The sequence below is a fragment of the Balneola sp. genome (assembly GCA_003712055.1).
Classification (GTDB): Bacteria; Bacteroidota; Rhodothermia; order Balneolales; family Balneolaceae; genus RHLJ01.
On sequence record RHLJ01000001.1, the window covers coordinates 489,643 to 512,244 of the forward strand.

The 22,602-nt window shown below is 40.2% G+C and carries 20 protein-coding genes; 14 read left to right on the top strand and 6 right to left on the bottom strand.

Features of this window, described 5'->3' with window-relative positions:
* Positions 1-12: 12 nt before the first annotated feature.
* Complete coding sequence (locus tag ED557_02245) at positions 13-1,038, bottom strand: alkane 1-monooxygenase (GenBank protein RNC86145.1); 1,026 nt, start codon at positions 1,036-1,038, stop codon at positions 13-15.
* Between the two features lie 114 nt (positions 1,039-1,152).
* On the opposite strand from ED557_02245, the gene ED557_02250 reads away from it, so the two are divergent.
* From ED557_02250 to ED557_02260, 3 genes are all read left to right on the top strand, one after another.
* Entirely contained in the window at positions 1,153-1,866 is a 714-nt protein-coding gene (locus ED557_02250) for a hypothetical protein (protein RNC85615.1), read from the top strand.
* Position 1,867: 1 nt separating this feature from the next.
* On the top strand, positions 1,868-2,479 hold the full coding sequence (locus ED557_02255) for a hypothetical protein (protein ID RNC85616.1): 612 nt from the start codon (positions 1,868-1,870) through the stop codon (positions 2,477-2,479).
* A gap of 174 nt (positions 2,480-2,653) precedes the next feature.
* Positions 2,654-3,952, top strand: a complete 1,299-nt coding sequence (locus ED557_02260; protein ID RNC85617.1) for an ammonium transporter — start codon at positions 2,654-2,656, stop codon at positions 3,950-3,952.
* 54 nt (positions 3,953-4,006) lie between these two features.
* Here ED557_02260 and ED557_02265 read toward each other — a convergent pair whose 3' ends face one another.
* The 4 genes from ED557_02265 to ED557_02280 form a co-directional block, all read right to left on the bottom strand.
* Positions 4,007-5,488 (bottom strand): mercuric reductase, encoded by a 1,482-nt coding sequence (locus ED557_02265; protein RNC85618.1) that lies wholly within the window; start codon positions 5,486-5,488, stop codon positions 4,007-4,009.
* A 79-nt stretch (positions 5,489-5,567) separates the two neighbouring features.
* Positions 5,568-8,237, bottom strand: coding sequence for a pyruvate, phosphate dikinase (locus ED557_02270; protein ID RNC85619.1), 2,670 nt, complete (start codon positions 8,235-8,237; stop codon positions 5,568-5,570).
* A 120-nt stretch (positions 8,238-8,357) separates the two neighbouring features.
* Complete coding sequence (locus ED557_02275; protein ID RNC85620.1) at positions 8,358-8,702, bottom strand: hypothetical protein; 345 nt, start codon at positions 8,700-8,702, stop codon at positions 8,358-8,360.
* Positions 8,703-8,713: 11 nt separating this feature from the next.
* On the bottom strand, positions 8,714-9,046 hold the full coding sequence (locus tag ED557_02280; protein RNC85621.1) for a hypothetical protein: 333 nt from the start codon (positions 9,044-9,046) through the stop codon (positions 8,714-8,716).
* 464 nt (positions 9,047-9,510) lie between these two features.
* Between ED557_02280 and ED557_02285 the strand changes: the two genes are divergently transcribed.
* Positions 9,511-9,984, top strand: coding sequence for a hypothetical protein (locus ED557_02285; GenBank protein RNC85622.1), 474 nt, complete (start codon positions 9,511-9,513; stop codon positions 9,982-9,984).
* Between the two features lie 3 nt (positions 9,985-9,987).
* A complete protein-coding gene (locus ED557_02290; protein ID RNC85623.1) occupies positions 9,988-12,210 on the top strand; it encodes a TonB-dependent receptor in 2,223 nt (740 codons plus the stop codon).
* On the opposite strand, the gene ED557_02295 is transcribed toward ED557_02290, so the two are convergent.
* On the bottom strand, positions 12,182-12,646 hold the full coding sequence (locus tag ED557_02295) for a hypothetical protein (GenBank protein RNC85624.1): 465 nt from the start codon (positions 12,644-12,646) through the stop codon (positions 12,182-12,184). The genes ED557_02290 and ED557_02295 overlap by 29 nt on opposite strands.
* Before the next feature lie 58 nt (positions 12,647-12,704).
* Between ED557_02295 and ED557_02300 the strand changes: the two genes are divergently transcribed.
* The 9 genes from ED557_02300 (at position 12,705) to ED557_02340 (ending at position 22,592) form a co-directional block, all read left to right on the top strand.
* Positions 12,705-12,938 carry a hypothetical protein gene (locus ED557_02300; GenBank protein ID RNC85625.1) on the top strand — a complete coding sequence of 78 codons (234 nt, stop codon included), beginning with the start codon at positions 12,705-12,707 and terminating at the stop codon, positions 12,936-12,938.
* Positions 12,939-13,137: 199 nt separating this feature from the next.
* On the top strand, positions 13,138-13,992 hold the full coding sequence (locus tag ED557_02305) for a hypothetical protein (GenBank protein ID RNC85626.1): 855 nt from the start codon (positions 13,138-13,140) through the stop codon (positions 13,990-13,992).
* Between the two features lie 6 nt (positions 13,993-13,998).
* Entirely contained in the window at positions 13,999-14,457 is a 459-nt protein-coding gene (locus tag ED557_02310; protein RNC85627.1) for a methylated-DNA--[protein]-cysteine S-methyltransferase, read from the top strand.
* A gap of 60 nt (positions 14,458-14,517) precedes the next feature.
* Positions 14,518-16,104 (top strand): amidohydrolase, encoded by a 1,587-nt coding sequence (locus tag ED557_02315; protein RNC85628.1) that lies wholly within the window; start codon positions 14,518-14,520, stop codon positions 16,102-16,104.
* 23 nt (positions 16,105-16,127) lie between these two features.
* Complete coding sequence (locus ED557_02320; GenBank protein RNC85629.1) at positions 16,128-16,595, top strand: hypothetical protein; 468 nt, start codon at positions 16,128-16,130, stop codon at positions 16,593-16,595.
* 16 nt (positions 16,596-16,611) lie between these two features.
* Entirely contained in the window at positions 16,612-17,142 is a 531-nt protein-coding gene (locus ED557_02325; protein RNC85630.1) for a PepSY domain-containing protein, read from the top strand.
* Entirely contained in the window at positions 17,022-17,831 is an 810-nt protein-coding gene (locus ED557_02330) for a 5'-methylthioadenosine/adenosylhomocysteine nucleosidase (GenBank protein ID RNC85631.1), read from the top strand. The genes ED557_02325 and ED557_02330 overlap by 121 nt, the downstream gene beginning before the upstream one ends.
* 89 nt (positions 17,832-17,920) lie before the next feature.
* Positions 17,921-21,946 (top strand): T9SS C-terminal target domain-containing protein, encoded by a 4,026-nt coding sequence (locus ED557_02335; GenBank protein RNC85632.1) that lies wholly within the window; start codon positions 17,921-17,923, stop codon positions 21,944-21,946.
* 193 nt (positions 21,947-22,139) lie between these two features.
* Positions 22,140-22,592, top strand: coding sequence for a hypothetical protein (locus ED557_02340; protein RNC85633.1), 453 nt, complete (start codon positions 22,140-22,142; stop codon positions 22,590-22,592).
* Positions 22,593-22,602: the final 10 nt, after the last annotated feature.

Here is a 22,602-nt window from a genome sequence, read left to right on the forward strand (position 1 = left end):
CCTAAACATCCCTCAAGGTATCCTCTTATCCATCAGAAAAAACCAAAGCGGAGGTAATAGTGCAGCCAGGATCATAGCAGGATAACCTGCAGGGAGTTGGGGTGAATCTTCATGGTGATCTAATATCTGGTACTTCTTACTTGCTATATAATGATGATCGGAATGGCGAGTAAGTTCATATAGTACAATTCGTCCAAAACTATGATTGGAATTCCAGGAATGCTTGGGTAGTACTTTTTCATATCGGCCATTTTCAAGCTTCTTTCTTCTTAACCCGTAGTGCTCAAGGTAATTGATGGTTTCAAGAAGCAACAAACCAATCACTCCTGCTAACAACACATAGAGCATATTTGGATATCCTGTAAAAAAATAAATCAGCCAGATATAGCCAATCTGTGAAAAGGTGAATAACAGCATGGTATTATCAATAGAGAACACTCCTTGCTTATTTTTTCTCAGACGATCTGCTTCAATCTTCCATGCACTGGAATACCCTAAAAAAGTTGATTTCAACCAGAAGAAATAAAGCCCCTCCCCTTTCTTGGCGCTGGCAGGATCAAGATCAGTCCCAACATGTTTGTGATGGCCTCTGTTATGCTCTACAAAGAAATGGACATAAAGCGCTGGAAGAAGCAAAAGCTGCGAAGTTAAATGATCAATCTTCGAAGTCCGATGCCCCAATTCATGGCCTACATTGATACCGCATGTTCCAATCACAATACCTACTGATATAAGGTTACCAGCCATTTCGAAACCAGTCATTGGAACTGTATTTAACTGATAGATAAAATAACCTAACACAAAGTACAGAATGGGAAGGTTGAGATATAACAACCAATCAAATAACCGACGTTTCAAAAATTCGGCTTGCTCATTTATTGAAACGTTCTCCTCTGAAATGGGACTAAACTGATCAATGATAGGAACAAGTACGAATACAAAAATCACATTCATGAACGTATAGCCCCCTCCTAACCATAGCCCAAGCACTGTTAGAGTGGGATTTATATAAGCAGCTAGATATTTGAGGTCTTTGATCATGACTGGCCTTAATTTAATTGGAGTGGGTCTACATATCAACGACAAGCTGTTCCGTCCAGTTGAAATGTCTACTCATTTTAGTATTATCAGCCAGCAATCCGGCCTTCTGACATGTATTTTATTTTTGATCTAGAAACTATTCCTGATATCGAATTTATTCGAACTGTACTTCATGATGATAAATCAGATGAAGAGCTGCTATTAGAAAAAGCCAGTGAAGAACTGGCAAGAAATAAATCCGGTTTCCTTCCACCTATGTACCATCGCATGGTTTCCTGGGTAGGTTTATGGATCGAAAATACTGGTCAGCCCCGACAAAAAGTCGCCTGGAATGGAACTGATGAGAAAGAAGGACTTCAGAAAATCTTCGAGACTATAGGTACCTATAAAGACTTTGGACTAATTCATCACAATGGAAAAGGCTTTGATATTCCCGTTCTCACCTATCGAGCTATGAAACACGGCCTACAAATGCCTGTCCGAATGAGTGATTACGATATCCGGTATCGATATAGCAAACATAACCTGGATTTGGTGGATGAGTTCAGTAACTATGGAGCCAGCTCCTGGCCTAAGCTAAAACATCTTGGACAACTTATTGGCATTCCCTTCAAGCAAACAGGCGAAGGAAACCAGGTGTATGAGATGTTCAAAAGAAATGAATTACCGCTCATTGAGCATTATTGTTATGAAGATGTAATGGCTACCTATATCGTCTGGCTTTACTACCAATTCACAGCTGGGCATATCCCAGAAGATCAGTTTACGAATTTGAGAGAAAGAGCCCTCCAGAACCTTAATCAGATACAGAAAAATAACTCTTAAGATGAATATTAAAATTACCTCTATTCTAGTTTTAGCTTCTCTTTTTTTAATCTATTGCACAACTACTAAGATAGATTCGCAGGTAATGGCTCCGAACTTTGATCAAAAAGTAACAAACCTATTTTATGTGATTAATCTCCAGGATAAAATGGAAAAAACTGTTCCGACCCTTGTTGATAAATCCAAGTCGATTTACACTGAAAATGGATTCCCATTTAATCATGAAGAATATACTTTCTTTAGTGAAAGAGGGACGTTTACACTTGAGAATATGGTTATTAGTGCTAAGGAAAAGAATTTCGATTTCTTTCTAATTCTTTTGGAAACTGACCATGACAGAGAAACATATTTTTCTGGCCCCACAGTGGGGGCTAATGGTATGTTCGTAGGAGGAAGTACATCAAAAACAATCAAGCATGGTCTGGAAGCCTACTTATATACAGTCTCTGATACTACAGAAATATGGAGAGCAAAAATTGAGGTTACAAGTGGTGATTATGGTAATTCTACTCAAACAGGTAATTCATTAGCCAAAGGAGTAATTGAAAGGCTTTTAAGTGATGGGCTTCTACCTTCAGGCTTTACCATACCTTCTGAATGGGATGAATATTAAAAAACCCACACTACTTAGTTAATTAGAAAAAGTCAATGTTTATTTTCCAGAAAAGCGCTTTTTATATTATTTATCCTTAATTATTTAGGAATAATAAAAAATAGACTAAAGTTTTTTTGTCTATCTACCCCTATACTCCCAACGCCTAATCGCAATTAATTTGGAGTACAATCGATGAAAAAACTCGCAGCTACCCTAATGCTGTTATTTTTAGGGACAATCTCACTTTACGGGCAAGAAACAGAAACAGCTATTAATGCAGGTGATACTGCATGGCTTCTTATTGCAACTGCTCTCGTTATGCTTATGACCCCCGCCGGCCTTGCTCTTTTCTATGGCGGATTAACCCAAAACAAACACGTACTCAATACAATAGGTATGAGCTACATGGCATTTTGTACCGGTACTATTGTATGGGTAGTAGTGGCCTATTCCCTCGCTTTTGGAGAAGGAAATGCCTTTATAGGCGACTTGAGCAATGTCTTTTTAAAAGGAATTGGCGTGAATGATGTTTCTGGAAGCATCCCCACTCTTCTCTTTGTGGTTTTCCAGGGAACCTTTGCGGCTATTGCAGTTGCTATTGTTAGCGGCTCAATTATTGAACGGGTACGCTTTTCAACATGGGGAATTTTCTCTGTTCTCTGGGTAATTGCTGTTTATTCTCCAATCGCACACTGGGTTTGGGGAGGTGGATTCCTAAGTGAATCTGGTGAAATGGACTTTGCAGGTGGAACAGTAATTCATATTAATGCTGGTGTTGCTGGCCTTGTACTTTCATATCTGGTCGGTAAACGAATGGAGCATAGTCTTGAGGAAATAAGAAAACCCTCCTCTATTAAATTTATGATTCTCGGATCTGCCCTTCTCTGGTTTGGTTGGTTTGGATTCAATGGCGGTAGCCAGCTTGCTGCAGATGGAATTGCTGCTAATGCATTATTGGTAACCAATGTTGCAGCCTGTGCCGGTGCTCTTATCTGGTTAACTATTGAATGGTTTATTGTTAAGAAACCAACACTAATTGGTATGGCATCAGGTGCGGTTTCAGGCCTGGTTGGGATTACCCCTGCTTCAGGTTTTGTGGATGTAAGTGGTGCACTTGTTATTGGAGTCGTTTCCGGTTTAGTTGGATACTGGGGTGTTGTTCATCTCAAATCATGGGTTCGCCATGATGATACCCTGGATGCTTTCGGTATTCACGGATTAGTAGGTATAGCCGGAGCTATCCTAACAGGTGTATTTGCTAACCCTGAGATCAATGGCGGAGCTGGAGCACTCTATGGAAATGTTGGCCAGATTTGGGTTCAAACAAAAGCAGTACTAATTACCATTGCTTATTCTGCAGTAGCTACATTCATTGTGTGGAAAGTCGCGTCCTTAATTACTTCCGGTGGTAGAATTACTGAAAACCTGGAGCTAGAAGGAATGGATATTGGATACCATGGTGAGAAGCACATGGATATCGAAACCGAATAATTTGCTCTCTCAATAACTCCTTAAAGCCTGTTGCCTATCAGTAACAGGCTTTTTTTATACAATCCGGTCAGGATCGCTGAAGTCAGGAATCTCTCCTCTATAGCCAAACACTTTTTTGATCAGCTTTACTGACCACTCACTTTGGTTCTTGATATACCATTGATCCGCAGCTCTTCGTGCTCCAAGGCTCCAGCTTGGATAAGGATGGATCGTATCAGCAATCCCCCTCATGCTTACTCCATTCTTCATCGCAAGCGCATATTCCGAGATAAATTCACCAGCATGAGCACCAACTACAGAAGCACCATAAATCTTGCCCGAAAGTTTATTGGCATAAATCTTTATTAATCCCGTTGCTTCACTTTCTGTTAAGGCTCGATCAATTTTGGAATATGGGAAACGATAGGTCTCAAAACTCACCCCTTGCTCTTCCAGTTGAGTTTCTGTCTTTCCTACATGGGCTAACTCTGGTTCAGTGAAGGTAACCCAGGGCACATTCTTTTCATCAATTTTCATTGGAAGTTTTAGTAAGGCACTTGTGGTGGCAACTTTTGCGGTATGCTCACTCATATGAGTAAACTGGTACCGACCATTTACATCACCAATTGCATAAATATGGCTCACATTGGTCTGACAGGAATCATCTACTGAAATACCCTTTCTGTCGAAGTTGACCCCTGCTTTCTCCAGGTCAAGCGTTTCAATATTCGGCTTTCTACCAGTGGCTATAAGTAAATGAGTTCCGAAAATTACTTTCGCTTCTCCGTTTTGAACCACATGTACTTCTACCCTTTCCTCATTTTTAACTACCGTTTTTATGGATGATTCCATTTCGAAAACGACCCCTTGTGATTGCAGCTCGCTCATTAAAATTTCTACAAGCTCTTCATCATCATTTCTCATGATACGATCGGCCATATCAATCACAGTAACTTTGGAACCCAAACTGGAAAAGGCCTGACTCATTTCCGTACCAATTGGCCCTCCACCAATTATCAATAGCTCTTCGGGAAGATTCTCGATCTCAAAAAGAGATTCGTTGGTTAAATGCTCCACTTCTTCCAATCCCTCGATAGGTGGAACTGAAGCAGAAGCTCCACTAGCAATAAAAAAATACCTGGAAGAAACTTTCCGAGAACCTCCTTGAGCCAGTTGGACATCTATTGTATGTGCATCAATAAAACTCGCCTCTCCAAATACTACCTCTACCCCTTGATCTTCATAAATCTTTGGATCATCCGCATCTTCATAAACTTCATCCCTTATTTTATGAACATGTTCTATTACTTTTTTAAAATCGACAACAGGTTCAGTATCAACTAATCCGAATTTAGAAGCTTCTTTTATTTGCCGAACTACTTTACCCGCTTTAAGAAGTACTTTACTAGGTACACATCCAGTCCATGTACAATCACCACCTAATCGATGGCGCTCAATCATCATGGTCTTAGCACCTATATTGGCAGCAATACCTGAAGCTGTTAGCCCTGCGGCTCCACCTCCAATTACTACAGCATCATATTCATATTTCGACATAAAGAACTCCGGTCTTAGTTTAAGCGTGACAAATATATCGTTCGCTTTTCCTCAACCAAAACCAGAGATCGATTGTTTACTAATTTGTTATAAATTCAGCTTTTTTTTTGAAGCTCCCGTGTTTGATTACTGATTGTGCTATTGCCAGGTGAGCTATTGGCACTCTATATGGCGAGCACGATACATAGTCCATTCCTAGTTTATAGCAGAAATCTATACTAGCAGGATCACCTCCATGCTCACCACAAATTCCAATCTTTAGGTCAGGATTGGAAGCGTGTCCAAGCTCAGTACCCATATGAACAAGTTGCCCGACACCATCCTTATCTAAGGTCTGAAATGGGTCATCTTTCAGGATACCTTCTTCCAGGTAATGAGGGATAAATTTTGCGGCGTCATCTCTACTATAGCCTAGTGCCATCTGGGTTAGATCATTCGTTCCAAATGAGAAAAACTCCGCCTCTTTAGCTATTTGATTAGCTACTAAAGCTGCCCTGGGTACTTCAATCATAGTTCCAATTTTGAAACTTAGTCGATCTTTGAACTCACCAAATACTTGCTCAGCTGTTTGCTCAACAATGGCACGCTGATTTATGTATTCCCTTACGTTTCCTACTAAAGGAATCATGATTTCGGGAATAACGGTTACTCCTTCTTTCTTTAGCTCCAGAGCAGCCTCGATGATCGCTCTAGTCTGCATTTCTGTAATTTCAGGATGTGTGATCCCCAATCGACATCCGCGGTGTCCAAGCATTGGGTTGAATTCCCTTAGAGCTGTTACTTTCCGTTTCAGTACTTCTACGCTTATTCCCAAATCATCTGCTACTTCTTTGATTTCACTTTTGCTTTGAGGTAAAAACTCGTGAAGAGGCGGATCAAGTAACCGAACTGTCACCGGTAACCCATCCATTACTCTGAAAATGCCTTTGAAGTCTTCCTTCTGGAAAGGAAGAATTTTATTCAAAGCCCTGGTACGCTCTTCGGTAGTTTCAGCTACAATCATTCGGCGCATTGCAATAACCCGATCATCTTTAAAGAACATGTGCTCGGTACGAGCGAGGCCTATACCCTTGGCACCAAGTTTTCTTGCAAGCGAAGCATCTTCCGGAGTTTCGGCATTGGCGCGGACATCTATTTTTTCGAATCCGGATACCCAACGCATAAAGGTTTCATATTCCTCGCTTAATACAGGAGGGTGCATATTATGCTGTCCCAACATGATCATGCCTCGAGTACCATCAATTGAAATCCAGTCGCCCTCATTCACGGTTACTTCACCATTTGTGAATGACTTATTCTTATAGTTGATAACAATATCACTACATCCGGCAACACAAGGTTTGCCCCAACCGCGAGCCACTACAGCTGCATGTGAGGTCATTCCTCCACGAGATGTCAGTATTCCCTCAGCTGAAGACATGCCACCAACATCTTCCGGGCTGGTTTCAATGCGAACCAGAATCACCATTTCTCCAGCTTCAGCAGCTTTTTCTGCCTTTTTACTGGAGAAAACTACCTTACCAACAGCTGCACCAGGAGATGCTGGTAATCCTTTTCCAAGTATTTCCTCTTCCTTAAAATCATCCACCGAGAATTGAGGATGCAGTAGCTGCTCAATATGCTCCGGCTCAACAAGTGTACTTATAGCCTCTTCTTTCGATAGTACATCCTGGTTCACTAAATCGACAGCGATCTTTACAGCTGCAGTTCCGGTTCTTTTTCCGTTTCTGGTCTGCAAGATATAAAGCACCCCCTCCTGCACAGTGAATTCAATATCCTGCATGTTTTTATAATGTCCTTCCAGTTTGCTTGTGTACCTGAAAAGTTCGTCATACACATTAGGCATCTGCCTTTTCATTTTTTGAATTGGCTGTGGAGTACGGATACCTGCTACAACGTCTTCTCCCTGTGCATTCACAAGGTATTCACCATACAGTTCGTGCTCTCCGGTAGATGGATTTCGAGTGAAACAAACACCAGTAGCACTGTTCTCTCCCATATTTCCATACACCATGGCCTGCACATTTACCCCGGTACCAGCAAGACCTGTAATATGGCTAATCTCTCTGTATTTAATGGCTCTACCACTGTTCCAGGATGAAAACACTGCATTGATGGCGAACTTTAATTGCTCAACAGGATCTTCAGGAAACATATGGCCTGAATGTTTACGATAAATAGCTTTGTATCGATCTGTTAGAATTTTTAGATCATTGGCTGAAAGCTCTATATCCTCTTTCACATTCACCTGTTCTTTAAGGTGCTCAATTGCTTCTTCAAAATGTTCGTGAGCTACCCCCATAACAACATCTCCAAACATATCTATAAAGCGACGATAGCTATCATACACAAAGCGTTCGTTCCCTGTCTTTTTGATCAGTGCTTCAACAACGGTATCGTTTATACCCAGATTCAATATCGTATCCATCATCCCTGGCATAGAAACAGCAGCTCCGGATCGAACCGAAACCAATAAAGGATTTACCGGATCCCCAAATTTGGTTCCTGTTTCTTTCTCTATGTGATGGATTCCATCCAGTACTTGATCATATAACTCCTCTGGCCAAACCATTGCATGTTCAATGGTATACTGGCATGCTTCTGTTGATATGGTAAATCCCGGTGGGACGGGAACTCCAATGTTACACATTTCGGCGAGGTTCGCTCCTTTACCTCCAATTAGTTCGCGCATCGTTCTATTACCGTCAGTCTTCTTTCCAAACCGGTACACAAAGTGTTTTTCTTGCATAATAAACCTCTAAATAGTTGGTTTAGATTTCCTCGAGTGAAGAGCGGGAGCACAGAGCGCCTGCTCGAAATACTCAACCTAAGTATTCAAAACGCTTATGAAGATATGATGTAGAAGAACCTATGCTTTTTCAGAAGATTCAGATTCTTCCAGTTTTGACGTGATCTTTTTTCTCACGGTATGAGTGCTATAAATGATGAGAAATACAATTGTGAGATATACCCACCAAGCCACATTCCTTCCAAAAATTGCTACATAAAGGGCTGGCATAATGAAAAAGAACAAGGTGCTTATAACAGGAAGGTTGATACTTTTGCCTTTCCTATTATTTCTAACTGCCCAAACCATTGAGCCCATGTATGGAGGAATGGAAGCGAAATAAAGTATCGCAAACAAAATAGGATTTACATTATGCTCGCTTCCAAGCACAGTAATTTTATCCCATAAATCTGCTAAATACTCCACAATAACTATTATTAATCAACTTCCTGGATTCTTCCTCGCACTTTTTTGTAGGTGGATATTGCTCCTCCCGTAACTAAAGCCAGAATGAACAGATATACCCAAAAAGGTACATTTCTTCCCGCAATTATCAGATATAAATAAGCCGATACAAAGAAAAAACCAGCGCTCAAAGAGGGTAAAACAATTGACTTACCTTTTCTGTAATTCTTTACCAGCCAACCAATTGATAGGGTAAAAAAAGGGATAGCTCCAACATAGATGGAACCAAATATAATTGGATTCACCCCATAGTTTTCTCCAAGCCCAAGAAACCATATTTTAAAGCTCTCAAAAAGTTCTGCCATAGGAACTAATTAAACTGTTTTTTACTTTTTTTGTACTAATTTTGAAATATTATATGAACTTGAATAGTTCATTTAATCACAAATTCATCAAATCTTGAACTCGGTCAGGTCATATTTCTTTGCTTGTGTTAGTGTCTTGTTGGTAGTTGGGTTATTAGGTTCAGCAACTCACTATCATCATGAGACCATAGAATGCCTGATTCATTTAGATGAGCAACATTTTGTACAGGATGAAAATACATTTTGCCCTACCTGTACGCTAGTATCTGAAGATGCTATTTATTCATCCTCTTTTACGTCTTATGTACTTGTTACAGACGAAACGATTTTAATATTTAATGAGCCATATATAGAAAAAAGTTTAGCACCATCTAATATATCCCGAGCCCCACCTGTGCTAAGCTAATCCCCTTCCCCACTTTCGTGGGCATTTTCTAAAACAAACATAACTCATTAAAAATACTATGAAACATTCATTCATTAACTCGGCAAAAACTGCCCTATTATTCCTATTAGTATCAGGTCTTCTAGTTGCCTGTTCAAACTCTACCAGCTCTGAAGAAGAGCACTCCGATCCGGAAGGCTTCCGTCTTAAAATGAACGGTGAAACCGTAGTTGAGCAGCTTCCAGGTGGAACATTAACTGGTGAATTCGAGCTTGAACCAGAAGAAGAAACAGCATTGATTACCATTTTCTTCCTTGACGATGATGGTGACGAATTCCAGCCAGATGAACCAGAGTATAGCTTAGGTGCTGTATTCGAAGATGAAGGAATTGCCGAGTTTGAGCAACATGAAGAAGACGGTGTCTGGAGCTTCCATATCCATGCCGAAGCTGAAGGTATCACTGATCTGACTCTTCAGTTAATGCACAATGGGCACTCTGACTTCAATACTCAGGCAATCCATGTTCATGTTGAAGCAGCATCTCCAAATTAATAAATGACCTCTGCTTTATTTATCGTAACTCTCCTTGTGAGCCTATCGGGAACTCCGTTAGACTCCTTGGAGAGTTCGTTTATTATTTCCGGTACTATAACTGATGCACAAGATCGTGAATCAGTATCCTTTTCTTACATACACCTCGAAGAGTTAAACCGTACAACTACTTCTAATAGCGAAGGCTATTTCGAATTAAAAAACATACCTGCCGGAAATTACACACTTAGTATTCACCGAATCGGGTATAAAACTCAAAAGAGGAAAATTGAATTAGAGAAAAATATTTCTCTGGATATTGTACTCTCCGCTACTATTCTTACCTCAGAAACGGTGGAGGTTATTTCCTCCGATAATAGTCTTACAGGTTCCAGTATAGGTCATGCCTCAAAAAGTGTTTCTGGTTCTTCTTTGCGGAGAGATTTGGGTTCTACTTTAGCTAATACCTTATCCAACCTTCCAGGGTTTGAGCAGCGATCACTAGGCAATGCCACTACCCGACCCGTGATTCGAGGGTTAGGAGATGAACGGTTAATAATCTTACAAGATGGTTTAACAACCGGAGACGTTTCTGATCAATCTGCTGATCATGCAGTATCAGTTGATCCGATTGCCAGTTCCGAAATAGAAATTGCCAAAGGCGCTGCCGCACTACAATATGGAGCTAATGCGGTAGGAGGAATTGTTAATGTGGTCAATAACCTTGTTGCTTCAACAAAGCCAAATACAATAAATGGAACAGCGACATTAAATGCTCAATCAGTAAATACCAGTGCATCAGGAGCGATAAATCTTTCGCTACCTACTAGTGATTTTGTTATAAACACTCATCTAAATGGAAAGATTGGTGGCGATACAAATACACCCGAAGGAATTATTGAAAACACTCAATTTGAAACTACAAACAGCGCTGTTGGAATAAGTTATGTGCGTGATTGGGGGTATATCGGAGGTTCTTTTGGAACTTATTTGAGTAATTATGGAATACCGCCGGACCCAAATGGTCATCCAGATGGTGTTGATATTGAGATGCGAAAATTTAATTACGCACTGAAGGGAGAGTATTTAATAGAAAACTCTGTGTTCAAAACTATTGAAGCAGATTTCAGCATTAATAATTACAATCATAAAGAATTTGAAACCACCAGCTCCATTGGAACTGAATTTGGATTAGTTACCACTACTGCTCAAGTAAATGCAAATCATGGCGAGTTGGGCTTCTTTGAAAGTGGTAAAATCGGACTTTGGGCGGAAGCCGAAGACTATGCAGTTTTCGGAGCTAGCACTCCGGATGCCAATAGCTATAAAATCGGGGTATATATTATTGAAAATATGCATCTGGGGGCTCTGCACCTGGAAACCGGAGTGAGATACGATTACGTACTTAATGAGCCTATAGAAGATGATCCGGATTCAGATATCGGATTTATAAGAGCCAGAGATTTCCATGCCCTTTCCAGCTCTGTGAACGCTTGGTATGACTTAGGAAAAGGGTTTTCAGTTGGCACTGTTTTACTACATTCATTCCGAGCTCCATCACTTGAGGAATTATATTCGGAAGGGCCTCACCTGGCTTCATTTAGTTTTGAAATTGGTAACCCCAACCTTGATCCTGAGAGGAGTCTTGCTAAAGAGGTTTTTACACAATGGCAGGGAGAAGCCTCAACATTCAGAGCCGCTTTATTCCATAACGGGTTTTCTAACTTCAATTATGCAAGAAATACCGGGGAACAAAATGTTCGATTTCCAACCCTGGACAACTACCAGTTTGTAGGAACAAAAGCCCGGCTTTATGGATTTGAAATTGCAGGAGAATCAAAAATTACCAACCGAATTGTAGCTGATGCTTCGGCAAGCTTTACCATTGGAGAGCAAGATACTACCTCTTTGACCGGAGACTCAGGTGTTCAGCCTCTCCCCCAGATTCCCCCTCTTAAAGTCAAGTTTTCATTGAAATATGTTAAAGGAGGGTTAGAAGCCGGAAGTCGATTAGTCCTTGCTTCAAACCAAGACCGAACAGGAGAATTTGAAACTGAAACGGATGGATATGTACTTACCAATTTATTTTCTCAATACCGGTTCAGTTCAAATAAGCTACTTCATACTTTCTCTCTTGGTATTAATAACCTATTTGATGTAGAATACAGAAACCATTTGTCAAGGATCAAAGAATTAAATCCTGAACCCGGTAGGAATATCACTTTTCTCTACCGAGTTTACTTTTAATTAGAGCGTTAATTTTCTTTTCTATTAATTCTATTTGGAGCTTCTTCTCGTCCTCGGATAAATTTTTATTCTTCAAAGCTTCCGTATAGAGTTTTTCTACTTTGCTTATGTCCTCAAAGAAGTCTTTCAATTGAACTGATGAATCATCCGAATCTTTGCTCGAATACACAGTTTGTGTTTCATTTACCTCATCTGATGGGGCTTCTTCCAATACCCAATTCTTGCCATCCTTGTTGACTGTAAATGGGAGTGGTTTCAATAACTCAAGTTGAGTGATCCTTTTTGGGGTACTCTTCCCGTTAATATATTTACTTATTTGTCCCTTATCCTTTCCAACCTCTCTCGATAACCAGGCAGGAGTTACACCAGTCCTGTCTAAAGCCTCTTGCAAAGCTAGACCGAAACTATGGAAAATATTAGATTTTGAAGTTGACAATAGTTGTTTATAATTGTATATTATTGGTAATCCAAATTTGGATAACCAAATGTAAACAATGCACGAACAAGGTAAAACTGATATTAAAAAGAGGATAAGAGAATGGAAGGCTAAGTGTATTGCTAATGAGATGTCCTATAAAGAAGTGATAGAAAGTGCAGATATGAATTACAATTCAGTTATAAATGCTCTGAATAATGCGCTGAAGGGAAACCCGGTAGCAATATCTGCTAAAAAATTAGAGAAACTCGAAAAGGCAATTTATCTCCTAGTTATAAAAAGGAACATATAAAAAAAGCTCCGGTGGTTCAGGCCGGAGCTTTGCTTTAGGTTTTTAGCTTAAGGAGTGACTAGTTGACTAACTTCTGTAGGTTTATACAGATGCTCTCTTAGCTATGCACAAGAGTACACTCACTTTTATGTGTTACACTTTTTTTTAAAAAAAATTTATTCACTAGTTTTCGCCCATCAAATAACTATTTCAAGGGTTTATGGGCATCATAAAAAAGGGCGTTTTAATACTTTCAGGAGTATTTTTTCTTCAACATTGTGCAGAACTTCAAAATTTAGCTTCCGTTCAGAAACCAACAATTTCTGTCGAAAATGTTAAGGTGTCCAATATTTCTTTACAGGATATCGAGCTGCTTTTTGATCTCGAAGTGGACAACCCTAACCCCCTTTCGCTTTCACTCGCTTCCTACTCCTATGACTTCCAAATCAATTCTAATTCGTTTGTTAAAGGTACACGGGAACTTGAGACTGAAATTGAAGCCAATGGGTCAAATACATTATCAGTGCCCGTTACATTTACCTTTGAAGAATTGTACAACACTTTCACTTCTCTTAAATCGGAAGACGAAGCAGGGTATACCTTACTCGGATCGGTTGGTGTAAATGTACCTGTAATTGGCTATGTAGAAGTACCTATTGAAAAAGAAGGGATATTCCCTGTAGTGAAAGCTCCCTCTCTTTCGCTTACGGGTGTATCTGTTAAAAATCTTTCTCTAACAGGAGCCGAACTTGAAATAAATGTCGGGGTAGATAATCCTAATTCGTTTGGCCTCAACCTAAACTCTTTAGATTATGAAGTAGATCTGAACGGGTTAAGTCCTCTTTCCGGAACTATCTCAGAACAAGTATCAATTGGGCAAAAGGAATCAGGAGCACTTATCATCCCTGTTAGTTTAAATTTCCTTCAAGTTGGAATGGCTGCTTATAATGCATTAAGGCAAGATGAGTTTGAATATTCCTTGAATGGAACTGCGAATCTTGGTGCAGACCTTCCACTTTTTAAGCCATCTTCTCTTAATTTTGATAAAAGTGGTATTGTTAACATCCTCAAATAAAAAACATTGACCTACCAAAGCTACCTTAATACTCCTATCGGATATCTTCGAATTCTTTCTAATGGAGAAGGCATTACAGAAATAAAATTCCAGGATACAGATGGGCCTGAGGATCCGGATATTCATACTGAATCTGCACGGACCCAGCTCAGAGAATACTTCGAAGGAAATAGAAATCAATTTAATCTTACTATTGACTTGAGGGGAACAAAATTTGAAGAAGAAGTTTGGAATGAGCTTAAAATCATTCCTCATGGCTCTACTACTACCTATGGAACCATCGCACAAAAACTCGGAGATAGGAATTTTGCCCAGGCTGTTGGACATGCAAATGGAAAAAACCCGATAGCCGTAGTGATCCCTTGCCATCGGGTTATAGGATCAGATAACAAACTGGTTGGCTATGCAGGAGGATTACATAGGAAAGAATGGTTATTAAAGCATGAAGGAGCATTACTTTTATAACTATTTACGGTGCTAATCATATCCTTTTAATACTTTTTATAACTTTAAATCTCTTGTGAAATGAAAAAGCTACTTCTCCTGATTTTTACGATCAGTATTCCCAATCTGTTAATTGCTCAAGGTATGCCTGACGCTCCTCCAAGAGCAGAAGGTGAAGGCCCTTTTGAGCGAATGATCATTCGTGGAGTTCATATGATTGATGGAACAGGTTCTCCGGCAACAGGCCCTGTAGATATTGTAATAGAAGGAAACAGAATTACCAGTATCAATACAGTTGGATACCCCGGCCTTCCCATTAACGAGCGTAGAAGGCCTCAGGCTGATGAGAATACAAAAGTAGTGGACGCTACGGGAATGTATGTACTACCTGGCTTTTTTGATATGCATGCGCATACTGGTGGTAACGCACAAGGAACAACTCCTGAATATGTTTATAAGCTTTGGTTAGCTCATGGTATTACTTCTATAAGAGAACCCGGCTCTTTTCTTGGCATGGATTGGAATCTGAGGCATCGTGAAATGAGCAAGAGAAATGAAATTACGGCTCCAAGAATTTCTGCATGGATAGGTTTTGGGCAGGGATTTGATGGGACAATAACTACAGCTGAACAGGCCCGGGAATGGGTGCAAATGATTCATGAAAGGGGTGCTAATGGGATTAAATTCTTTGGAGCATCACCAGAAGTGTATTCTGCTGCAATTGATGAAGCAAATAAGCTTGGACTGGGAACCATGACTCATCATGCTCAAACGAGAGTGGTGTATAATAATGCGCTTACCTCGGCTCGATTAGGGCTCACAAGTATGACCCACTGGTACGGATTACCCGAGGCTTTATTCGAAGACAAAATTATCCAGGATTACCCCTTAGACTATAATTATAATAATGAGCAACACCGCTTTGAAGAGGCAGGGAATCTCTGGAAACAAGCTGCAAAACCCGGTTCTGAAAAGTGGAATGCTGTAATGGATGAACTGGTCGAACTCGACTTCTCCATTAATCCAACCATGACCATTTACGAAGCAAGCCGCGACTTGATGAAAGAACGAAGAGCAGAATGGCATGAAAAATACACCCTCCCTTCTCTTTGGAGATTCTATGCACCTAGTCGCATTTCTCATGGTTCTTATTGGTTAGATTGGGGAACAGAGCAGGAAATAGCATGGAAAGAGAATTATAAAATCTGGATGCAATTTTTAAACGAGTTCAAGAATAAAGGGGGACGAGTTACTCTTGGCTCAGACGCTGGATATATCTACAAGCTTTATGGTTTTGGATATATCCAGGAAATGGAATTACTTCGCGAAGCTGGCTTCCACCCTCTCGAAATCTTTCAATCAGCATCTCTAAAAGGAGCTGAGGTACTCGGTGTAGATCATGAGCTTGGAACAATTGAGGTAGGAAAGCTGGCGGATTTGGTAATTGTGGATGCCAATCCGATGGCCAACCTAAAAGTACTTTACGGTACCGGTGCAATTTTTGTCGATGAATATAATAACATTAAGCGCCATGGTGGGGTTGTATACACCATTAAAGATGGGATCATTTTTGATGCAAAACAGCTATTAAAGGATGTTGAAGAAATGGTGTCTAAAGCAAAAGCTGAGGAAGATTTCACCATCACTCAACCTGGACTTGATTACTAATCCTAATTCTAACTACCCCAATTATGAAAAAGAACATTTTCTCATTACTCATACTTACCATTTTATTAACCGCTCCCGGAAGCGTTCAAGCACAAAACGACGTTGCTCTCGGTGGTGAACTTATAAATCCAGTTGGACTTTCCTATAAATTTGGAATTTCTGATAATTCTGCCATTACTGGAGCACTAGGACTCATTTTAGAAGAAGGAAACACTTTTGTTGCTTTTGAAATGAATTATCTTTCTTATAGAAATCCTGAAAGTATTAATATTAAGTCAGGGCATTTATCTCCTTACTTTGGGGTAGGATTATCGGTTGGTGCTTCTCCTGACTCAGAGGAATCATTATCAATTAGGATTCCACTTGGCCTGGAATATACAATTGACGATACGCCTTTTGAGCTTTATATGGATATCGGTCCTTTTATTACAGTCACAGATCCCCAGGGTTTTACTTTCGATAGCGCTTTAGGTTTTAGATATCGCTTTTAACTAATTAGAAAACTACATGAGTTGGCACTCTCGCCGCGACACACGTAAAATTCATCGATGGGGAGCTATTATTATTGCACTCCCCTTTCTTATTGTCCTGATTACGGGACTTTTTCTGCAACTAAAAAAAGATGTAGCATGGATACAGCCTGCATCTATGGAAGGGGTCTCTACCATTCCGTCTATTACGTTTGAAGAAATCCTGGAAGTATCAAAGACCATCCCTGAAGCAGAAATTTCCTCCTGGGCTCATATCGACCGCTTAGATGTACGACCCGATAAAGGCATGGTCAAAGTTCGGGCTATTAATCATTGGGAAATACAAATAGACACTGAAACTGGTGAAGTGCTTCAGGCCGAATTCAGACGCTCTGATATTATTGAAGCCATGCATGATGGCTCTTGGTTCCATGATCTAGCTAAGCACTGGATCTTTTTACCCACCGGCATCATAGTTACCATTCTTTGGATTACCGGGATATATATGTTCTTCATTCCTTACCTAAACAAGAGAAGGAATCGGAAACGACTTCAAAGAAACAAATAGACGTGAATACTTCCCGCATTGCTATTACTGGAGCTTTGACAGAAGAAATCCAGGAGCTCCTCAATTATCTTCAAAATCATAAAGAAGAACACTGGAACGAGATAACTTTCCATACCGGAGAACTCTTTGGTAGAGAAGTTGTGATTGTAAAATGCGGAGTTGGAAAAGTATTCGCAGCCCTCACTACACAAAAACTTATTGAGCTATATAATCCTGAGTCTTTGATTTTCACTGGTGTTGCCGGTGCTCTAAACCCGGCTTTTGAAATTGGAGATATTGTTCTTGCAAATGATTGTACTCAACACGATCTGGATGCCACAGGTCTGGGAATTCCGCGTGGAACTGTTCCCTATACCAATTACCGACTTTTTAACTGTGATAAGGAATTACTCAAAAAGGCTCTTCAAACTCCTTCAGAACACACCATTCATACAGGCAGAATCCTGACAGGAGACCAGTTTTTAACCGATAGTTCAGGATTGGACTACCTCACTTCTGAGCTTAAAGGAGATGCCGTTGAAATGGAAGGCGCTGCAGTAGGATTCGTTTGCACTCTAAACAAGATTCCATTTCTTATTATTCGCACTATCTCCGATAAAGCTGATCATAGTGCCAGTGTTAACTTTACCGAATTTGTTGAAGAGGTTTCGAAAAACTCACTAGATGTATTGAGGCATTTACTGAGTTAGGTTAATCCACCAAACTACCCTTCTATTTCTGGATTATTTGCTCTCTTATACCTTAATTAGCATCTCATCAAGAATTTAACCTAACCGAGATGCTTTTGCATTCTTCTTTCAGACCTTTTTTACTTGCTATCGTTGTACTTTTTGGAGTTACCAGCATACCTCCCATTGAGTTAGCAGCTCAAACAGTAAACCTTGGAAAAGGAAGTTATAGTACTACTATTCCGGATGGAGCGAATGGTCCATCAACCTCATCAGGAGGAGAAGCCACTCCAAAAATCTCAGATTCATTTGATCAGCTTATCACCACCAATGATTTTTGGAGTAGTTTGATCTTTCCTTATAACAATGATCCCCATTCAAATAATATCTATGCCCATCCACTCAACTTAAAGGCGGAAAGCAACGGATTACAAATTGGGTATTCTACCACCCATACATTGGTAGTTAATGATTATTTCTTCCCCTTCTCTCAGCAGCTATTAGTTGGAGTTGATGGATTAACTGCCTCAGAAACTTTAACGCAGGCCTACGGAGACTGGACGGTAACCGCACTTTGGGAAAATGAATCTGCTTCTATGGAAGCCACTTTTGGCCATGGTCTTCCTTATACTTTCTTTACTATAGAAGGTGGTAATGCACAGGTAATTAGCAGTACAGAACCGGATATTTGGCATAATGAAGATGAAGTCATCGGTCTAAGTGTTGATGGCAAGCATTATGGACTATTTGCTCCAACAGGATCAGCCTGGACTGGTTCAGACACACTTTCTTCTTCCCTTAATGGAAAAGACTTTTTCTCAGTAGCTGTGTTACCAGATACTACTTCTTCCACTCTCGAATTATACAGAAACCACGCTTATGCTTTTGTAACAAATAGCACGGTTGAATGGGACTATGATGAGAATACGAATGCTCTTTCCACTACCTACACCTATGAAACAGTGCTTAAAGACAGCAGCGGTTCGAATTCCGATGAGACCCTTTCAGCACTGTATCGGCATCAGTGGCTGAATACTTCCTCCTCTCTTACCGCCTACACTTATGAGTCTCCCAGAGGCTCCATGAAAGTACATGAAGGCAATACCTTTACTACTGAGGTCATGTTTTCAGGAATCCTCCCGTCCTTACCAGATATGGGAGATTATGATCGAATCCAACTTCTCGATTATGTCCAGGACATTACGGTAGAAGTTCTTACCAATGTTGGCACCTACGAAAGTGGTAAAGAAATGGGAAGATTTGCTCAGCTCGTTCATATCGCAGATCAATTGGGAGCCATCAATGAAAGAGATTACTTCCTGGCAGAAATGAAACTCCGACTGGAAGAGTGGTTTACTGCAGGAGGAGAACAAGAGTATATTTACCATGAAGACTGGAATGCATTGACAGGTACTCCTACCGGATTTGGTGCAGACACTCAGCTAAATGACCAACATTTTCATGCAGGCTATGCTGTAATGGCCGCTGCTACTATAGCTCAATACGATAGTGCCTGGGCCTCACAAGAAAACTGGGGAGCAATGGTAAACTTACTCATCAGAAATGCCAGTAACTGGGATAGAAATGATACAGAATTTCCTTTTTTAAGAAATCATGATATTTATGCTGGGCATTCATGGGCAGCAGGTCATGCAGACTTCACAATTGGTAATAACCAGGAATCGAGCTCCGAATCTATGAACTATGCTGCTGCTGTTACGCTTTGGGGAGAAATGACTGGCCAGGATGATCTCAGAGATCTTGGCATCTTCTTATATACCACTGAGACAGAAGCCATAGAGCAATACTGGTTCGATATCGATGATGAAGTATTCCCGGATGATTACTCTAAAAATGCGTTAGGGATAGTTTGGGGAAGTGGAGGCGAATATGATACCTGGTTTGGAAGTGCACCTGAGTATATCCATGGGATCAATTTCCTCCCTATAACAGCATCATCGGTATATCTTGGCAGAGACGCAGATTACGTACTGGAAAACTATAATGATATTGTTACAGAATTAGGAGGCCAACCAGCCCTGTGGAAAGATGTGCTATGGTCTTACCTCGCGCTTTCTGATCCGGAATTAGCAATCTCATATTACCTAAGCGATACTGACTATGAGCCTTTTGATGGAGAATCTAAGGCTCATACCCTCCACTGGTTATATAACCTTAAGGAGATGGGACACTTTAATACTGAGGTTTATGCCGACATTGCAACCTACAGCGTATTTGTTAATGAAGATAGTGACACCACGTATACCGCTTATAATGCTGAAGCCTCAGATAGATTAGTAACTTTTACTGACGGCTTCTCATTTACTGTTCCTGCTCACTCAATGAATTCAGTGAGTACTGCTCCTGATCAAAGTACGATGGAATCTGCCCCCTCCCCGACCATAGTTACTGAGAATGTAATCTCCATATTTAGTGATACCTATGGTGGTGCAACTGAAGTTGATTATAACCCCGAAGAAGGCCAATCAACCATAGCATCATTGGAAGTAATTGATGGAAATAATACACTTAAGTATGACAGCCTCGACTTCCAAAGCATCCTCTTCGAAATACCTCAGAATGTATCTACAAGATCTGAATTTCATGTTGACTACTGGACAGATAATGCCACGAATTTATCTGTTTTCTTAGTGAGCTTGGACGGAAGTGAAACCGACTATGAATTCACTATTACTAAAGAAGCATGGCAAAGTGTAGATATTCCGCTAAGTACTTTTGCTGATTCGGTTAATTTATTTGCAGTTTCTGAAATACGTTTCGAAGGTGATGGAACTGTGTACATCGATAACCTGTATTTTTCTGGAGATGATCCGGTTCCGGGCGGTCCGCAAATAGCTGCACCTACTCCGGATCTTGATCCTGAGAATGTTATTTCTATTTTCAGTGATGTTTACGAGAATATTGTAGGCACCAATTTTAATCCTGATTGGTCCCAATCAACTATTACCTCCACTGTTTCCATCGCTGGCAGCAATACACTTGTTTATGATAGCCTGGATTACCAAGGAACAGAACTAGGGGATACTTTGGATGTATCAGAAATGGGCTGGTTTCACCTTGACTACTGGACAGAAGATGCTACCGAGTTAAGTATTTACCTAATTAGTCCTGGACCTCTAGAAACTGAGTACGATGTATCTGCAAGAACAAGCGGCTGGCAGAGCATTGATATCCCTCTCTCTGAGTTCGAAGAAGTTGTAGACTTGACCGAGATTTTCCAGATAAAAATAGAAGGAAATGGAACCATATACTTTGACAATCTATACTTCGGTAAGAATCCTGAGCTGACTCCAGCTCCTACCCCAACTCATGATCCTGATAAGGTAATTTCACTATTTAGTAATACCTATGAAAATCGAAATGTGGATACCTGGTCAGCATCCTGGGATGTAGCCAATGTAGAAGATATCCTAGTTGACGGAGATGACATTAAGTACTACACGAACCTCTTTTATGCGGGTATTGAGTTCTTTAGAGGTGGAAGTATTGATGCCACAAATCTTACGCATTTCAGGTTCGATTTATGGACTACAGAACCTACCGAAGCACCCGCCACTTTTAAAGTAAAACTGGTTGATTTTGGAGCTAACGGGGTTTGGAGCGGAGGAGACGACGTAGAACATGAACTCACCTTCAGAGAAAACTCAGCGCCCAAACTGGTGAGCAATCAATGGATTAGTTTTGATATTCCCATTGATAATTTTGTGAATATGACTACCAGGGAGCATTTGTCTCAATTATTATTCCTCGGGTCTACTCAAATAAGGGAGGTATATATTGACAATATCTACTTCTATGGAGACCAGGTATTGAGTAGTAATGAGGAGGAAGAAAATGACCAAAGTATTCCAGCTGTACTTGAGTTATCACAGAACTACCCGAATCCATTCAATCCAACCACCAATATTGAATTTGGAATTCCTGAAGCCTCTCAGGTAACTCTGAAAATCTATAATACTCTTGGGCAACTGGTTTCCACTTTGATGGATTCTCGATTAAACCCAGGTTCATACTCTGTTCCATGGGATGCTTCACGATATACTTCGGGAGTGTATTTCTATCAGTTGAGTGCCGGGGGTGAGTTACTGACTAAAAAGATGTTATTGATTAAGTAACACTTAGTTTTTTGTTGGTCATCCTGAGCATACCTGAGAAGCATCTAGTCGGGTAAACTCATCCGTTTAGATTCTTCGGCAGTAGCCTCAGAATGACTAATAAAGAAGATAGCTTAGAGAAAAAGTCTCTTATATTTCATAAATGTATTAAATAAAAAGCCTCTCCGGGTTTCCTGATGGGCTTCCAGTTATTATGAAAAAGATATCCGGATCTCACCTTTACTATAAAGTTATATGGCCTTCGACTATTTATTCCTTTTTAGGTTTAGCGTTCCTTATCACTTTAATTGTAGCGTCAGAACCTGAAGACGCAATCATCCTTTTTGGCTCCCTTTTCATGCTTCTTCTTTTCCACATTACTTTTAGGAAAATGACTTTGAATACCTACGATCAGGTATTTGATTATGGAGATTATTTAGTATTTAATAAAGGAGAAGAATCTATTAGAATTGAATTAAGTCAAATCATATCAGTAGACTATAGGCGCTTTGTCAGTTATCCTCCGAGTGCAATAATTAAAGTAAAATCGGATAAGCCCGAACCAAGAGTTTTTGAATTTATGCTTCCCTTGCTAAACCGACTTTCAAAATCACCTATTGTAGAAGATCTGCAGAAAAGGATAGGTCAAGAGTATGCTAGACATTAAAACTGTATAA

Coding starts and splice junctions, on each gene's coding strand:
- ED557_02250 (RNC85615.1), top strand. CDS start 1,153: ATGTATTTTATTTTTGATCTAGAAACTATTCCTGATATCGAATTTATT.
- ED557_02255 (RNC85616.1), top strand. CDS start 1,868: ATGAATATTAAAATTACCTCTATTCTAGTTTTAGCTTCTCTTTTTTTA.
- ED557_02260 (RNC85617.1), top strand. CDS start 2,654: ATGAAAAAACTCGCAGCTACCCTAATGCTGTTATTTTTAGGGACAATC.
- ED557_02265 (RNC85618.1), bottom strand. CDS start 5,488: ATGTCGAAATATGAATATGATGCTGTAGTAATTGGAGGTGGAGCCGCA.
- ED557_02270 (RNC85619.1), bottom strand. CDS start 8,237: ATGCAAGAAAAACACTTTGTGTACCGGTTTGGAAAGAAGACTGACGGT.
- ED557_02280 (RNC85621.1), bottom strand. CDS start 9,046: ATGGCAGAACTTTTTGAGAGCTTTAAAATATGGTTTCTTGGGCTTGGA.
- ED557_02285 (RNC85622.1), top strand. CDS start 9,511: ATGAAACATTCATTCATTAACTCGGCAAAAACTGCCCTATTATTCCTA.
- ED557_02290 (RNC85623.1), top strand. CDS start 9,988: ATGACCTCTGCTTTATTTATCGTAACTCTCCTTGTGAGCCTATCGGGA.
- ED557_02300 (RNC85625.1), top strand. CDS start 12,705: ATGCACGAACAAGGTAAAACTGATATTAAAAAGAGGATAAGAGAATGG.
- ED557_02305 (RNC85626.1), top strand. CDS start 13,138: ATGGGCATCATAAAAAAGGGCGTTTTAATACTTTCAGGAGTATTTTTT.
- ED557_02315 (RNC85628.1), top strand. CDS start 14,518: ATGAAAAAGCTACTTCTCCTGATTTTTACGATCAGTATTCCCAATCTG.
- ED557_02320 (RNC85629.1), top strand. CDS start 16,128: ATGAAAAAGAACATTTTCTCATTACTCATACTTACCATTTTATTAACC.
- ED557_02325 (RNC85630.1), top strand. CDS start 16,612: ATGAGTTGGCACTCTCGCCGCGACACACGTAAAATTCATCGATGGGGA.
- ED557_02335 (RNC85632.1), top strand. CDS start 17,921: ATGCTTTTGCATTCTTCTTTCAGACCTTTTTTACTTGCTATCGTTGTA.
- ED557_02340 (RNC85633.1), top strand. CDS start 22,140: ATGAAAAAGATATCCGGATCTCACCTTTACTATAAAGTTATATGGCCT.